The sequence below is a fragment of the Streptomyces sp. NPDC096324 genome (assembly GCF_044763015.1).
In the GTDB taxonomy this organism is placed as follows: domain Bacteria; phylum Actinomycetota; class Actinomycetes; order Streptomycetales; family Streptomycetaceae; genus Streptomyces.
Window position 1 is genome coordinate 320,261 of the sequence record NZ_JBIWFK010000008.1, and the last position, 14,126, is coordinate 334,386.

Below are 14,126 nucleotides of genomic sequence, written 5' to 3' on the forward strand. Positions count from 1 at the left end.
CCGTCCGCGAAGGCGCGTACGGGATCTTCGGTCGGTGCGCGGCTCAGTTGTCCGGGCGGTGGGTGAGCTGCTCGGGCACGCCCGTCGGCAGGTCGCAACCGGCTCGTACGTGCGCGGTGTTCGCGTGCGCCGGGCCGGCCGGCGGGCCGGACGAGGCGCAGAGCGCGCCGGCAGTGGGCGCGGTCGCGCGAATGGTCCGCTTCATGCGGTGAAGTCCCCTCCCCGGGCAGGGGTGAGCACCGCTCCCATGGAGCGGACCAACCCCCTGGCGTGACGCCACAGCCCCCCTCAGACGTGGTCGTCGACGCGTTCGTCGCGTCACATAGTGGTCTGTCTGTGGAGCTTTTGTGCGCTTGCTCCAGGACATGACGGAAAAGCGTGTCAATCGGAAGGGTGATCGCCGAGCGCGGCGTCGACACCGGAACCGTCACGGTGAGCGGTCGTCCGATTACCCAGTGAAACGTTACTGTGCTTGTCCGGATTGGGGTCGAGTGGATCCGGAATGGAGTCGTCCGCCCTGCGGGGGTGTCCGTGGTCCACGCCGCGACGAGTTCCGGCTGAAACATCGGTTTCAGGCCACCCCGAACCGGGTCTGTGAAGAACCCGTGGGTCATGGGTGTCAGCGGCCGGGGAGCGGACACCCGTCAACCTCCGGCGGAAAGAACGAGTTGGAGGATTCTTCGTGAACGAGAACCTTTGGGGCTACGCCCCGACCAGCGGGCACACGCCCGACGACGATCTCTCCGGCTACCGGGTGGAGGCCACCGACGGCCACATCGGCAAGGTCGACAAGCACTCCGACGAGGTCGGTTCTCAGTACATCGTCGTCGACACCGGCATCTGGATCTTCGGCAAGGAGGTCCTGCTGCCCGCCGGAACGATCACCTCTGTGCGTCACGAGGACAGGACGATCCATGTGGCCCGGACGAAGGACGAGATCAAGGCGGCGCCGGAATTCGACAAGGAGAAGCATCTCGGAGATCCGCACTACCGCGACCAGCTCGGCGGCCACTACGGCTCCGGCCACTGACGTGACGCCGACCGCCGGTGCCGCCCGAATCCGGGGCGGCGCCGGCGGTCTTTCGCTGTCCTGAGGACACCGTGGGAAACAGGGGACCCCGGCTGGACGGGGGAGACCAGCCGGGGCCGCTTACCTGGTGTGCGGAGGCCGCTCCGCGTCACATAGGGGCCAACATACGGCCATACCGATCTATTCCACCTCGGAGTGCCGGAATGTCGGAATCCCGGAGTGCCGGAATCCCTGGAGGGCCGCGTCGCGCGCTGTCTCCCTCGGGACGCGTGGGGGTGGTCACCGGCGTGGCCCCGCATCCGACGGGCGGGCCCGGCGGGAAGATCGGTTACCGACCCGCTGCTCGGAGGATGGTGCCCATGACCGCGAAGCGCGGTGTGCCCGATGTCCTGATCGTCGGCGCCGGACTCGCCGGACTGGCGTGCGCCCGCGATCTCGCCGGGTCCGGCTTCGAGGTCCGGCTCCTCGAGGCCTCGGACGGGGTGGGCGGCCGGATGCGCTCCGACCCGCACGACGGCTTCGTCGTCGACCGCGGCTTCCAGGTCTTCAACACCTCCTACCCGCAGGTCCGGCGCAGGCTCACCCTGCGCGAGCTGCGGCTGCGGCCCTTCGCGCCCGGCGTCCTCGTCCACACGGAGGACGGACCGCTCCGCTTCGACGACCCCACGCGCGGCCGACGGCGACTGGGCGACCTGCGTCCGGGGCGCCTCGCGGGAACCCGTGACCTGATCGCGCTGGCCGCCCTGTCCGGCCGGGACATGCTCGCTCCCGCCGGATGGCTCAAGCGCGGAGAGGACCGTACGACCCGTACCGCGCTCGCCGCGGCCGGGTTCTCCGAGGAGTTCGTCGAGCGGTTCTTCCGCCCCTTCCTGTCCGGGGTGTTCCTCGAGGACCAGCTCGAGACCTCCGGCCGGGTGTTCCATCTCGTCTGGCGCAGCATGCTGCGCGGCACCCTGTGCCTGCCCGGTGCCGGCATCGGGGCGGTGCCGCGCCTGCTGGCCGGGGCGCTGCCCCCGGACGCCCTGAGTCTCGGCACCCCGGTCACGCGGCTCACGGACGACGGGGTCGAGGTGGACGCCGGAGGCGAGATCGCCGCGCGGGCCGTGGTCGTGGCCACGGGCCCGGGACCGGCCGCCCGGCTGCTGCCCGGCCTCGACCTCCCGGACTACCGCGTCGTGACGACGTACTACCACGCTGCGAACCGTTCGCCGCTGGCCGAACCCGTCCTGCTGACGGACACCAGAAGGCGTTTCCTCAACACCTGCGTCCTGAGCGAAGTGGTGCGCGGCTACGCCCCGCCCGGGATGTCGCTGATCGCCACCTCGGTCCTCGGGCACGACCAGGAGGGCCGGGAGACCTGGCTGCGCGACGCGCTGGCCGAGGTGTACGGCACCGACACCGGTGACTGGGACCTGCTGACGGTGCGGACCGTTCCCGACGCCCTGCCGGCGATGCCGCCCCCGCAGCCGCTCGGCCGGACCACCCGGGTGGCCCCCGGCCGCTACGCGTGCGGGGACCACCGCGCCACGGGCTCGGTCCAGGGCGCGCTGGCGTCGGGAGCCCGCGCGGCCCGCGAGGTCGCGGCCGACCTGGCACGCTAGGGCCTGGTCAGGCGCTGTCCGGGATGCCGGCGTCCGGGGCCTGGGTCAGTGTCTGTTCCGTCCAGATCGTCTTGCCCGGGGCGGAGTAGCGGATGCCCCAGTTGTGGCTCATCTGCGCGCAGATGAAGAGGCCGCGTCCGCCCTCGTCGGCCGTGCGGGCGTGGCGCAGGCGCGGTGCCGCTCCGCCGGCGTCGCTGACCTCGACGGTGAGCGTGGCGTCCTTGATGAGGCGCAGCCGGATCGGCGGCGCTCCGTACCGCAGGGCGTTGGTGACGAGTTCGCTGACGATCAACTCGGTGGCGAAGGCGGTCTCTTCGCCCACCCGCCACCCGCGGAGCCGTTCCTGGGCGTGGTGCCGTGCCGTCGCCGGCGCCGTGGGCTCGAAGTCCAGGTCCCAGGTGGCGACCCGGTCCGGCGGGAAGACCCGGGTGCGGGCGAGCAGCAGGAGGACGTCGTGGTGGCCCGCCGTGTCGCGCAGCCGGTAGAGGACGTCGTCCCGTATGTCGCCGAGGGGGCGGTCCAGATGGGTCAGCGCGATCCGCAGAGGGCCCTTCGCCCGGTCGCCGTCCGGGGTCTCGGGGACCGGGAAGGTCGTGGTGCGCAGCGCGAGCACGCTGCCGTCCCGCACGGGGACGGAGGCGGTGGCGAAGGGGGGTCCGTCCCGGCTGCCCAGAAGGGGGCCCGTCGGGATCTGCGGCACGTGCACCACACCGCCGGGGTGGGCCACGACGGGCGCGGGGTGACCGGCGGAGGCCATGACGCAGGTCTCCTGGAGCGGGTCGTGGATCGCGTAGACGCAGCCCGCTCTGAGCGGCTGCCGGCGCAGCGGATCGCTCGCCGGCAGGGCCTCCCGCTCGTGGGCGAGCCGTACGACCGTGTCGTTGAGACGGGCGAGCAGTTCGTCGGGGTCCAGGTCGAGCGCCGCGAGCGTATGGATCACGGTCCTGATCTGGCCCATGGCGGTGGCGGCGTCGATGCCGCTTCCGCTGACCTCCCCGATCACCAGGGCGGTGCGCGCCCCGGGCAGACCGAAGGCGTCGTACCAGGTGCCCGCTCCCGCGTCGGCCGGGACGTGCAGCGGCGCGAATTCCATGGCCGTACGCGACGGGGGTTCGGGCGGCAGCAGATGGCGTTGCAGAGCCGACGCGATGGTGTGCTCGCGGGTGTAGCGGCGGGCGTTGTCGATGCTCAGCGCGGTGTGCGCGGCCAGTTCCTCGGTGACGGCGAGGTCGTTGTCGTCGAAGGCGTCGTGCGGCCGTACGCGATAGAGGCTGAGCAGTCCGAGCACGGCGCCCCGCAGGGCCAGCGGGGCGGTGAGCAGCACCTGGGCCCCGGAGGCGCGGATGGCGCGGGCACGCTCCGGATCGGCGGACAGCCAGGGCGTGTTCTTGTCCAGCGTGACGGTTCGCGGCTTGAGGTCGCTGAGCACCTGCGAGTACGGCGTCGGCGTCGGCACGGCTCGGACGTCGCCGACGGGATGGGCCTGCGCCCGGTGGGAGGGGCCCTCGAGACGGAAGGCCGCGCGGCGCAGCGGGACGTCGCGCCCGAGGGGGCTGAGCGGGGGGTCCTCGCCCCGCACCACGGCGTCGACCACCTCGACCACCGCGATGTCGGCGAAGCCGGGCACCAGCGCCTCGACCAGTTCCTGGCAGGTCGTGACGACGTCCAGGCTCCGGCCCACCCGTTCGCGTACCGAACCGAGCGCCTGGACACGTCTGTCGCTCCGCATGGACTCCGTGACGTCGGTCATCGAGACGACCACGCCCCGCGCGTTCCTCAAGGGGAACGCCGAGATGTCCGCGAAACGCTCCCGGGACGAGGCGTCCACCGGTTCGAGCCGTACGGCGTGGTCGGTGACCGACGTGCCGTTCGTGAGGACGCCCCGCAGGAGGTCGTCGAGCTCCTGGGGACGGGAGGGGCGCATCACATCGCCGACCGGCCGGTCGAGAGCCTTGCCCGCCGTGACGCCGATCAGCGTGCAGGCCGCCTCGTTGACGCTGAGGACGCGCAGCGCGGGGTCCAGGACGAGGAAGGCGTCGTGCGTGTTGGCGTGCAGGATGTCGAAGACCGCGGTCGGTGTGTCGAGGCGGGCGCCGTCGCCGTCCGCCTCGAACACGCCCCAGGCGACCGCGCCGTCGGAGAGCGGCACCACCTGGATGCGGAGGTCGACCGGGCTTCCGTCGACGTCATGGATGACGAGGGGTCCGGATCCGGGCCTCGTGCCGTAGCCGGAGTCGTCGCCCGCGTCCCCGAGGTCGGGTGCCACCAGGGCGAGGGCCGTCCGACCCACGGCCTCGGAGTCCGACCGCAGCCAGATTTCGCGGGCCCTGCGGCTCCACCGGAGGACGACGCCCGCGCCGTCGACGACCATCAGCGGAGTGGTGGCGGTCATCGACCGTCACCTTCGCCGCGCCTCCGGCCGGACACCCCGGTGTCCGGGAGCGCCGTCGACGGCTGAGTCACCGGCGGAGGCCAGGTCGCGGGCTGTGGCCTTTTCGATCCTTTTGGCCCATAAAACCATCATTCTACGGCGCGAGGTGGTTGCTCGCTGGTGCGGCAGGGGGCTCGGAGGCCCGGTCGACGTCGGGCGGCAGCAGTGACCGCAGGGCCATGTCCGTCAGCCGGGCCTCTTGAGCGGCCCGGTCCGGCATCACCGCACTACGGAGCGGGCGTCCGGCGAGGAGCGAGATCAGCCACCAGGCGGCGGTGTCGGCGTGGATGTCGTCGCGGATGTCGCCGTCGCCCTGGCCGCGGCGCAGCAGGCCCGCGAGGGCTTCGGCGAAATTCCGGTGGATGTTCCGGGCGGCGTCCCCGAGGGCCGGATCGTGGGCCAGGGCCGCCGCGTCGGCGAAGAGGAAGCCGTGGGCGCCGCGCTGGTGGAAGCGGTCCATGTGGGCCGGGTCGAGGAAGGCCGCCAGTACGTCGGGGACGGGGCGTCCGGTGTCCGCGGCCTCGGTCAGGAGCGCGGTGACCGCCGTGGTGACGTGGTCGAGGGCGGCCTGGTAGAGGGCGGACTTCGACCCGAAGTTCTGGAAGACCACCGGTTCCGTGACCCCGACGCGCCGGGCGATGTCCGAGACCTTGCCCCGTTCGTAGCCGGTCTCGGAGAAGACCTCGGTGGCCGCGGCCAGGATCGAGGCGCGCCGCTCGGCGGCGGGCATCCGGGTGCGCGTACGGGTCTTGCCCTGGTGGGCGGAGGTCTTCTCGGCGTCGGTCACATCGGCCATCGTAAGCCCGTTGCGCATTTTCTTAGTCGGGACTAAGTTAGCCACGTACTTAGTCGCAACTAAGTTAAGGAGAGTGACCGGCATGTCCATCGGGCGCCTCATGCAAGGAAAGCCGCACGCGGACACCCCCGGGGTGACGATCGGAGCCCCGCGCTCCTACGAACTGTGCGGAGCGGTCTGCTTCGCGGGCCGGCGCAACCGCGCCTTCTCCCGGCTGGCCGCGCTGAGCGGGGCCGAGAGCGGGGACCGCGTGCTGGACGTGGGCTGCGGCACCGGGTATCTGACCCGGCGGATGGCCGCCGTCGTCGGGCCGCGGGGAACGGTGACGGGCGTGGACCCGTCGCCCTCGGTGCTCGCCTACGCGCGACGCAGGAGGGGCGCCGGACAGGGCGCCGCCTGCGCCTACCGGGAAGGGGTCGCGGAGAACCTGGACTTCCAGGACGGGTCGTTCGACACCGTCGTCACCAGCTTGATGCTGCACCACCTGCCCGAGGAACTCCGGCCGGCCGCACTCGCGGAGATGGGGCGCGTCGTGCGGCCGGGCGGACGCCTGCTGGTCGTCGAGTTCCGGCCGCCGCGCGGCGCCCTCGGGCGTCATCTGGTGCACGGGGGCCTCGGCCACGCCATGTCCCACAACCGGACCGACCTGCTGGACGGGCTCGTCACCGGCGCGGGCTTCGAGATCCGGGGGAGCGGCGACGTCCGCCCGTGGCTGACGTACGTCCAGGCGGAACGTCCGGTGTCCCGGGACCGGACGGACCGCCCGAGCCGGTGACCCACGAGCCGCGGCGGCCGGGGGGAACGACCGGCCGCCGCCCCCGGACAGCCCGGTGGCGCCAACTCCGCGCACCACCCGCGGCGTCGGCTCCCGCGCACTCCGCGCGGCTTCAACTCCCGTATGCCGCACGGTGGATGAAGGCCGCCGGCCGCTGCCTGGTCGGCCGGGCTCGCCCGGAGCGTGAACTCCGTCCATCGTGGCGTCAGTCGTCGGCCATGGCCGACTCGGCCGAACGCGCCGCGGACTCGGCGTCGTCGACCAGTTTCTGCAGATGGGCGACATCCGTGGACGCCGGGCCGGGCGACACGGGGGCGCTCCCGGCGTCACCGGAGCCGCCGCACGCGGTCAGGAGGAGCGCGGTCACGACGAGGGCCAGTGCCGCACGTCCCGCGCGCATCAGGAGCCGGCCCCGTCGTCGTGGCTCGCACACCACTTCTGGACGTCCGCGAGATCCTTTCGGCGGCTCTCCAGCGTCGGGACGAGCGAACGCCGGAAGGTCAGCCGGTGGTCGAGATAGGTCTCGATCTGCGTGTCCCCGGCGGACTTGGCGTTGGCCAGGCGCTGCTCCAGCCTGGCGATCGAACCGCGCTGCGAGGCCTCCCCGTTCAGCCGGCCCAGGATGCGGTCGATCCTCCGGTCGATCTTCGGCGCGCGCTTGCAGAGCGCCTTCGCGCCGTCACCCGTCGGCGCGACCGAGGGGTGCGTCCCGGTGCCGTCGGCCGACGCGGCCCCCGCGCCGCCGAGCAGCGCGCCCACCGCCATCAGCGCGACGACGGTCTTCCCGGCCCTCGGTGCCGCCGGCTTCCTCGATGTCCTCGCCATGCCGAACTCCTTTTCGTTCCGGTGCGGTTGCCCGTACGGCCGGCACGCTAGGAGTCGTCTTTGTGGAATTCTTGTGGCCGGACCCCCGCGGTCGTGATCACCCAGTTGCGCGGTGCGGGGAGTGCCGGCTCACCACCGGGCCCGCCGCCCCACAGGGGGAGTGCGACCTCGATCCGGGTCCCCGTTCCGGCCGGCGGTTCGAGGACACGGACACGGCCCCGGTGCAGGTCGACCTGCTGGGCGACCAGGGTGAGTCCGAGGCCCGAGCCCGGACTGTCCGGGCGCCGCTCGAAGCGCTCGAAGACCGCCGCGCGACGCTCGGGCGCGATCCCCGGCCCCCGGTCGTCGACGCACAGGACGGCGTGGCCGCCGCTCGCCCGCAGCGTGACGTCGATGTGCGCGGGGCGTCCGTCGGCGCAACCGCCGTGCACCAGCGCGTTGGTGAGGAGGTTGTCCACGACCGTGCGCAGCCCCGGCTCCCAGCCGTGAACCCGTAGCCCCGGCGGACAGTCGCCGGCGATGCGCGCGAGCGGATGGCGCCGCCGCCGCTCCCGCACGCTCGCCTCGACCACATCCGCGAGGTCCACCGGACCGAAGGCGTCCGCCTCGACCAGGTCACCGTGGCCGAGCTCGCGCAGCATGACCAACAGCCCCAGCAGCCGGGCGTGTTCGCGGCGCAGGTCGTCCAGGACCTCGGCACGGTCGTGAGCGGGCAGCGCGGGATGCTCGGCGAGGATCTCCAGGTTGGTCTGCATGCTCATCAGCGGCGTGCGCAGTTCGTGCGCTGCGGCCGAGGCGAACGAACGGGCGGTGCCGAGCGCCTCCTCGGTCCTCGCGGCCTGTTCGTCGTAGCGGCTCAGCACCGTCTGGAGGGTGTGCGCCAGATCGTCGACCTCGGCGATCCGCGCCGGCGTGTGGTCGAGGCGGGCGGCGCTGGTCCGCGGATCCAGACCGCTCGCGCTGTCCCGCAGCCGCCGCAGCGGACGGCTCGCGCGGCCCGCCACCGCACCGGCCAGCAGTCCCGACAACGGCGCGGCGAGCAGCGCCACCGTCACCACGCGCCTGCGCACCAGCCGCAGTTGGGTGTCCGCGGCGGTGTCGGGCGCGAAGAGCCAGAGCGTGCCGCGCACCCCGGGACGCGTACCGGACACCCGCTGGGACAGGACCCGCCAGGAGTCCCCGCCGACCCGCAGCGTGACCGGCACCGGCGCGCTCGCTGGAAGCGTCACCCCCTGGTCCGGCTGCGGGCCGCCCGTGTACGTCTCCGACGGGCCGATCAGTCGTACGCCGACATCCAGGGCGGAGGTGAACAGCCGCCTCTCGCGGGCCCGTTCGACCGCCGCCGACCGGTCCGCGGCACTGGCGCGCAGCAGCCCGCGGGCGTCCTTCGCCACGGCCGCCGCGCTCGTCCGCAGGTGGGCGTCCTGCTGGCCGTGCAGATCCGCCGCGACCAGCCGCAGCAGCAGCCAGCCGGTGGCGAGCACCAGGATGGGCACGGTCGCGCCGACGGCGAGGGCGATACGGGTGGACAGCCTCATCGTCCCGCCCCCGGCCCGTCGTCGCGCAGCACGAACCCCACGCCCCGCACGGTGTGGATGATCCGGTCCCGGCCCGGTGCCTCCAGCTTGCGCCGCAGATAGCTCACGAACGTGTCCACCGCGTCGGTGCGCACGTCGAAGTCGTACCCCCAGACCCGGTCGAGGAGCTGATCCCGGCTGAGCACGATGCCCGCGTTGCGCGCCAGGACGTGGAGCAGCTCGAACTCCCGCCGGGTCAGCTCCAGTCGCCGCCCGTCCAGACTGACCGTGCGGGCCGTGGGGTCCAGCGACAGCCCGCCCACCCGTACGGCGTCGGTGTCCTTCGGCGGCCGGCGCCGCAGCAGCGCCCGGAGCCTGAGCACCAGCTCCTGCAGCGCGAACGGCTTCACCAGGTAGTCGTCCCCGCCGGCCTGGAGCCCGGCGATCCGGTCGCCGGTCTCGTCGAGCGCGGAGAGCATCAGGACGGGTACGTCGTTGTCCTCCTCGCGCAGCGTCCGGCACACGTCGATGCCGCTGAGACCGGGCATGGAGATGTCCAGCACGATGGCGTCCGGCGGCGTCCGACGGGCCGCCTCCAGCGCGGACCTACCGCCGTCGGCGAGATCCACGGTGAAACCGCCCAGCCGCAGACCCCGTTCGAGTGACCGCCGTATCGCCGCGTCGTCGTCGACGACGAGGACCCGGCCCCGATCTCCGCCCATCCATCACCACACCCCGGCTCGCAGGAACGGACCGTTCGGGCCGGCCCGTCTCGTCGCCCATCGTGCACCAGAGGCTTCGTCGGCGGACCCGCACGGTACACCCGTACGAAGGTGTGACCAGGCACGAAGCGGTCCGCGCCCCGCACGGCTGTGGCCCGGCACGAAACGGTAACGAAGGACTTCGCGGGGGGTGAGGGAACGGCCGCGCAGCGTAATGTCCCGCGTGTCCTGGGCGCTCGTGGGGGGTGGCCCGGTGTGGGGAGGGGTGTGTCATGGCTGCCATGACGCGGGTTCGAAGAGTGTCCACCGTCGTCCGGGTCCGGCTGATCGCGACGGTCTGCGCGGGGCTCCTGTGCGCGTCTCTGGCCGGGTGCGGCACACACGGTTCGCCCACGGCCGAGGCGTCGACGGCCTCCGCCGGCACCTTGGCGTCAGCGGCGCCGTCGTCCGCGGCCGCGTCCACGCCCGATCCGACGCCCTCGGTCGGCGAGTTGGCGACGCCGACCGGGACTCCGGCCACGGAGGAGGCCACGACGGCCGCCTCCCAGGAACCGGTGCAGGCCGGCGGCTCGGAGGCGTCGGCCCTGTGGGGCAAGGCGTACAGCGGCACCGCGAGCGTCTCCGTCGACATCTACGACTACTGCTCCACCGACGGGTCCCGGCACCTGGCGGGCAGTCAGACGTACTCCATGAACAGCACCCTCGACCTGAGGCGGCCGGAGTCCGGCGGCGACCAGACCGAGAGCAACCCGTTCTCGATGCTGTTCGCGGCGGGCTACGCCTCCCAGGCCGGCGCGGTGTCCTTCCGGTCGTCGTCGGTCAGCACGGTCTCGAGCCAGGACCTGGCGGGCAACTACCGGGATCCGAATCTCCTGCTGACGTACTGGGACATCGACTGGTCCGGCGGCGAGCTGGACGCACGGCTCACGGATCCGCACGCCCGGGAAGCCGTCGTCCTGAACCTGCTCAACTGGCCCGGCCTGCTCGTCGCCTGCCGCTCCGACCTCGGTCAGATGCCCGGCGGCTTCCCGCACGCGCTGGCTGCCGGCACGACGTTCACGGGCCGGCTCGACGGCTCCGGGGCGTCGCTCACCGCCGAGGGAAGCACCGTCGACGGCGTGGTCGCGTTCAAGTTCACCTTCGACGGCACGGCCTCGTGACGTCCATATCGGCGCCCCCCCCGCGGAAGGCCATGACGGCACGGCGGGAGGGCGGGGCGACCGCACCGGGGGCGGCGGGATGACGACACCGGACCGGCTGGACACCTGGAGCATACGGATCGCCGAGCGGGCCGCTCCCGGGGAGCGCGGGTTCGCGGCGCAGACCGCTCGCGCGTACGCCGCGGGCGGCGCTCCCCGCCGCGGCCTCTTCTCCGCGCCGCGTCAGGCGCCCGGAGGCATGGGCGGCGGAGCGGTCGCCGTCCTTCCCGCCGTGCTGGACGGGCTCGCGTACGCCGCCGAGTCGCTGAAATCCGCCCTGAGCAGCCCCGAGTTGAACAACCTGCTGTCCGCGACGGGACTGCTGGTCGGGTTACGGGCCGAGCGGCGCGCCGAGGCCGCGACCCGGCGGCCGCGGGAGGACGGTACTGCGTTACCGGACGACCGCTTGGCGGCCGGGTTGGGCACACCGTCGCGGCCGTCGGCGTCACCGGCACCGCCACGGATACCGTTCCCGTCATCGCCGAGGCCGGTGCCGGACGACGGGGGCGGGCCGGACGGCGCGGCCGACGGCGAGGACTTACCCGGAGCCGTGCCAGGAGTGGCGGTTCCCTCGGGCGGCGCAGACGCCGGTTCGGACACCGCTTCGGGCGCCCCCACGGCGGACGTCGTACGAGCCGCCCTGCGCATGAGCGCGCGGCTCCGGGTCCGCGGGCTGGCCCCGGACGAAGCCGACGAACTGACGGCACGGCTCATCGCCCGGCTGGTCACCGAGGACGACCCGGTGGAGGCCGCGGCCTTCCTCGACGCGCTCGTCGGCGAGGAGCCGCCCCCGCCGTCGCGCGGTCCGGACACCCGGCGCCTGAAGCTGCGCCGACTGCGTTCGGCGGCGTCGGGCCTGCTCCACCGCGCGAGCCGCCCCGGTACGACCCCGCACGGCCTCCGGTCCGGTCCCGACACCACGGACCAGGAATGAGTACGGCGCCGTCGCCCGCACGGGCCCGCAGGTCGTCCGGGCGCGAAGGCGGGTGCCGTGGGGCGTCGACCGGGCAGGCTCCCCGGTCGTCCCGGCGCGCGGACGGATGTCGTGCGGCGGCGACCGGGCAGGTCCGCGGGTCGTCCGGGCGCGAAGGCGGGTGCCGTGGGGCGTCGACCGGGCAGGCCCGCCGGTCGTCCCGGCGCGCGGATCGATGCCGTACGACGTCATGAGGTGGCCGGCATCGCTCAGGCCCGCCCGGTCCTGGGGGCCGCCGCCCTGGCTGTGGCTGACCCTGGCGCTCCTCCTCGCCCAGCTTCCCGCGCTGATCGGACACACCCTCGACGTGAGCAAGGGGCTCGGTCAGGTCGGCGAGGCCGGACGCGGCCGCTTCGTCACCGCGGTGCTCAGCCTGGTCCAGCTCCTGCCCCAGTTCTTCCTGCTCGCCGCGGTTCTCGCCCTCCTCGTCCCGCGGGCACGCTGTCGTCGCGTCGAGCGCCGCTACGGACTCCTGGCCCCCGACGACCCGCTGATGGCGCCCCCGGCGCCGGCATCCGGGAGCCGGGACGGCGGCGCCGACCCGCACTTCGCCGCAGCGATGACGGCGTTCCTCCAGGCGCACGCACCCGGCACCCGGCTGCGTCTGAGCACGCAGGACGGCATCTCCGCCCGCGTCTATCCCGGCGGCGGGCGCACGGTACGCGTCGGTGTCTTCGCCCCGCTCGTCCATCTGTGGCACACGGACATCGACGCGGCCCGAGCGGTCCTCCTGCACGAACTCGGCCATCTGCGGAAGGGCGAGCAGCACGCCACCGGGCTCGGCAGCCCCTTCACCGCCCTGGTCCGCGTCTGGCCGTACGTCCTCGCGGGCTTGGTGGTTCTCCCGGTCACGCTGCTGTTCGTCACGGGAGACGCGACCGCGTCGCTGACGCTCGCCGAGGTCGTCCTGGTCCTCGAGAGCGTGCCGAAGGTGCTGCTCCTCGTGGTGGCCGCGCTCTGGTCGGCGGAGCTCGGCGCGGACCGCTTCGCCGCTCGGGCCGCGGGCGCCGACGCCGTCGTACGCGCTCTGCGCAGCCTGGGGAAGGGCGATCACGGAGGCCTCGCACGGCTCTACCATCCGCCCGTCGGCATGCGCGTCCGGTGTGTGTCGCGAGCCGGGACCACCCGGGTCCGGCTCCTGTCGACGCTGCTGTGGCCGCTTGCCCTGTTCGCCCAGTTGCCGCTGGCGATGCTGGGGGCGTTTCCCGCGTACGTGCTGCTGGGCGCGTCCGCCGACCGGGCCGGCCGGCAGGTTCTCGCGCTGGCCCACGAGTCGCTGGCCGGACAGCCCGCCTGGTGGGCGACGCTCGCCGTCGCGCTCGTCTGGCCGTTGGCGACGGGAGAGGGACGCGTACCGAGGGACACGCCGATGACGGAACGGCCGGGGGCAGCCCGGTCCGCGGCCGTCCACGCGGCGGCCGTCCTGCTTCCGGCGGTGCTGCTGCTCGTCGGACTGTTGCCCCTCGCCCCCCGCCCGGTCGGCGGAGTCTTCGCCGACGACCCGGCGGGGCGGACCACCCCGGCCGCCACGCGGGCACCGGGCGGCGGCGGAACCGGAACCGATGCCGGAGCGGGGGCGGAGGCGGGGGCGGGGGCGGGAAACAGTGGTGAGGCCGGAGCCGGGGTCGGGGCGACGCCCACGGCGTGTCCCGGTCGCGCCGCGCCGCGTGATCCGAGCCGTCCCCCGGGACTCCCGGCCTTCACGGCCGGAAATCCGTCGCCGTCCGCCGGCGGTCCGGATCGTTCGGGGGGACCCCGCACCTTCCGCACGCTCGCCGTCGTCTCCGCCGATCCCCTCTCGGGCATGCGCGCCCAGGCCCAGGAGGTGGCCGAGCGTCTGCGCGGGGCCCGCTGGACCCTGCGCGACGACGGCACCCTGGCGGCCGACCTGGCCGAGGTCCCCGTCCTGCGCACCACATCCGTCGACGGCACGACACGCCTGCTGACCGGGGAACGCACCCGGCGCACGGACGTCAGCGCGACCACGACCTGGATGGACGCCCGCCTCGTCACCGGCACGGGCCCGACGGTCCGGCTGGACCTCGTCAGGGCCGTGACCGGAGCCACGCGAGCGGTGGTCGACTGCCGGGAGTTCACCTCCAGCTCGACCACCGCGCAACGCGTGTCGCTGACCTTGTCGGACAGGCCCTAGGGCCGCCCCGGTGGCCTCCGCCCGGAAGGCCGCGGCTGTCGTCCGGTCCGGCCGTCCCCGGGGATCGGTGGCCGCCGCGTCACCGTCGTGTCACAGGCCTGTGCA

Annotated in this window: 13 protein-coding genes; 6 read left to right on the forward strand and 7 right to left on the reverse strand. The window is 73.6% G+C overall.

Translation table 11 applies throughout. From position 1 onward, the window contains the following. Positions 1-43: 43 nt before the first annotated feature. Positions 44-205: a hypothetical protein gene (locus ACIQ7M_RS23900; protein ID WP_403647640.1), complete on the reverse strand. Its 162-nt coding sequence runs from the start codon at positions 203-205 to the stop codon at positions 44-46. A 477-nt stretch (positions 206-682) separates the two neighbouring features. Between ACIQ7M_RS23900 and ACIQ7M_RS23905 the strand changes: the two genes are divergently transcribed. After that, positions 683-1,030, forward strand: coding sequence for a PRC-barrel domain containing protein (locus tag ACIQ7M_RS23905; protein ID WP_386984018.1), 348 nt, complete (start codon positions 683-685; stop codon positions 1,028-1,030). Between the two features lie 359 nt (positions 1,031-1,389). Next, entirely contained in the window at positions 1,390-2,631 is a 1,242-nt protein-coding gene (locus tag ACIQ7M_RS23910) for an NAD(P)/FAD-dependent oxidoreductase (RefSeq protein ID WP_403647643.1), read from the forward strand. A 7-nt stretch (positions 2,632-2,638) separates the two neighbouring features. On the opposite strand, the gene ACIQ7M_RS23915 is transcribed toward ACIQ7M_RS23910, so the two are convergent. Both ACIQ7M_RS23915 and ACIQ7M_RS23920 read right to left on the reverse strand, forming a co-directional pair. Beyond that, positions 2,639-5,023 carry a SpoIIE family protein phosphatase gene (locus ACIQ7M_RS23915; RefSeq protein WP_403647646.1) on the reverse strand — a complete coding sequence of 795 codons (2,385 nt, stop codon included), beginning with the start codon at positions 5,021-5,023 and terminating at the stop codon, positions 2,639-2,641. 133 nt (positions 5,024-5,156) lie between these two features. Next, complete coding sequence (locus ACIQ7M_RS23920; RefSeq protein WP_403647649.1) at positions 5,157-5,849, reverse strand: TetR/AcrR family transcriptional regulator; 693 nt, start codon at positions 5,847-5,849, stop codon at positions 5,157-5,159. Between the two features lie 91 nt (positions 5,850-5,940). On the opposite strand from ACIQ7M_RS23920, the gene ACIQ7M_RS23925 reads away from it, so the two are divergent. Further along, positions 5,941-6,633 carry a class I SAM-dependent methyltransferase gene (locus ACIQ7M_RS23925; protein WP_403647652.1) on the forward strand — a complete coding sequence of 231 codons (693 nt, stop codon included), beginning with the start codon at positions 5,941-5,943 and terminating at the stop codon, positions 6,631-6,633. A gap of 205 nt (positions 6,634-6,838) precedes the next feature. On the opposite strand, the gene ACIQ7M_RS23930 is transcribed toward ACIQ7M_RS23925, so the two are convergent. The 4 genes from ACIQ7M_RS23930 to ACIQ7M_RS23945 are packed head-to-tail and all read right to left on the reverse strand — an operon-like array spanning position 6,839 to position 9,697. Further along, the gene (locus tag ACIQ7M_RS23930; protein WP_403647655.1) at positions 6,839-7,033 is read right to left on the reverse strand and encodes a hypothetical protein; all 195 of its coding nucleotides are present in this window, start codon (positions 7,031-7,033) and stop codon (positions 6,839-6,841) included. Continuing rightward, a complete protein-coding gene (locus ACIQ7M_RS23935) occupies positions 7,033-7,458 on the reverse strand; it encodes a hypothetical protein (protein ID WP_403647658.1) in 426 nt (141 codons plus the stop codon). The genes ACIQ7M_RS23930 and ACIQ7M_RS23935 overlap by 1 nt, the downstream gene beginning before the upstream one ends. Before the next feature lie 47 nt (positions 7,459-7,505). Next, entirely contained in the window at positions 7,506-8,996 is a 1,491-nt protein-coding gene (locus tag ACIQ7M_RS23940; RefSeq protein ID WP_403647661.1) for a sensor histidine kinase, read from the reverse strand. Continuing rightward, the gene (locus ACIQ7M_RS23945) at positions 8,993-9,697 is read right to left on the reverse strand and encodes a response regulator transcription factor (protein ID WP_403647664.1); all 705 of its coding nucleotides are present in this window, start codon (positions 9,695-9,697) and stop codon (positions 8,993-8,995) included. Before ACIQ7M_RS23945 ends, ACIQ7M_RS23940 begins: the two co-directional genes overlap by 4 nt. A gap of 272 nt (positions 9,698-9,969) precedes the next feature. Between ACIQ7M_RS23945 and ACIQ7M_RS23950 the strand changes: the two genes are divergently transcribed. The 3 genes from ACIQ7M_RS23950 (at position 9,970) to ACIQ7M_RS23960 (ending at position 14,021) form a co-directional block, all read left to right on the forward strand. Continuing rightward, on the forward strand, positions 9,970-10,857 hold the full coding sequence (locus tag ACIQ7M_RS23950) for a hypothetical protein (protein WP_403647666.1): 888 nt from the start codon (positions 9,970-9,972) through the stop codon (positions 10,855-10,857). 79 nt (positions 10,858-10,936) lie between these two features. After that, a complete protein-coding gene (locus tag ACIQ7M_RS23955; protein WP_403647669.1) occupies positions 10,937-11,830 on the forward strand; it encodes a hypothetical protein in 894 nt (297 codons plus the stop codon). Positions 11,831-12,059: 229 nt separating this feature from the next. Then, the gene (locus ACIQ7M_RS23960) at positions 12,060-14,021 is read left to right on the forward strand and encodes a hypothetical protein (protein WP_403647672.1); all 1,962 of its coding nucleotides are present in this window, start codon (positions 12,060-12,062) and stop codon (positions 14,019-14,021) included. Positions 14,022-14,126: the final 105 nt, after the last annotated feature.

What these genes read in the sequence shown, in the direction of transcription:
- ACIQ7M_RS23935 (WP_403647658.1), bottom strand. Translation starts at nt 7,458, where the DNA reads ATGGCGAGGACATCGAGGAAGCCGGCGGCACCGAGGGCCGGGAAGACC.
- ACIQ7M_RS23910 (WP_403647643.1), top strand. Translation starts at nt 1,390, where the DNA reads ATGACCGCGAAGCGCGGTGTGCCCGATGTCCTGATCGTCGGCGCCGGA.
- ACIQ7M_RS23950 (WP_403647666.1), top strand. Translation starts at nt 9,970, where the DNA reads ATGGCTGCCATGACGCGGGTTCGAAGAGTGTCCACCGTCGTCCGGGTC.
- ACIQ7M_RS23930 (WP_403647655.1), bottom strand. Translation starts at nt 7,033, where the DNA reads ATGCGCGCGGGACGTGCGGCACTGGCCCTCGTCGTGACCGCGCTCCTC.
- ACIQ7M_RS23955 (WP_403647669.1), top strand. Translation starts at nt 10,937, where the DNA reads ATGACGACACCGGACCGGCTGGACACCTGGAGCATACGGATCGCCGAG.
- ACIQ7M_RS23945 (WP_403647664.1), bottom strand. Translation starts at nt 9,697, where the DNA reads ATGGGCGGAGATCGGGGCCGGGTCCTCGTCGTCGACGACGACGCGGCG.
- ACIQ7M_RS23900 (WP_403647640.1), bottom strand. Translation starts at nt 205, where the DNA reads ATGAAGCGGACCATTCGCGCGACCGCGCCCACTGCCGGCGCGCTCTGC.
- ACIQ7M_RS23940 (WP_403647661.1), bottom strand. Translation starts at nt 8,996, where the DNA reads ATGAGGCTGTCCACCCGTATCGCCCTCGCCGTCGGCGCGACCGTGCCC.
- ACIQ7M_RS23925 (WP_403647652.1), top strand. Translation starts at nt 5,941, where the DNA reads ATGTCCATCGGGCGCCTCATGCAAGGAAAGCCGCACGCGGACACCCCC.
- ACIQ7M_RS23915 (WP_403647646.1), bottom strand. Translation starts at nt 5,023, where the DNA reads ATGACCGCCACCACTCCGCTGATGGTCGTCGACGGCGCGGGCGTCGTC.
- ACIQ7M_RS23960 (WP_403647672.1), top strand. Translation starts at nt 12,060, where the DNA reads ATGAGGTGGCCGGCATCGCTCAGGCCCGCCCGGTCCTGGGGGCCGCCG.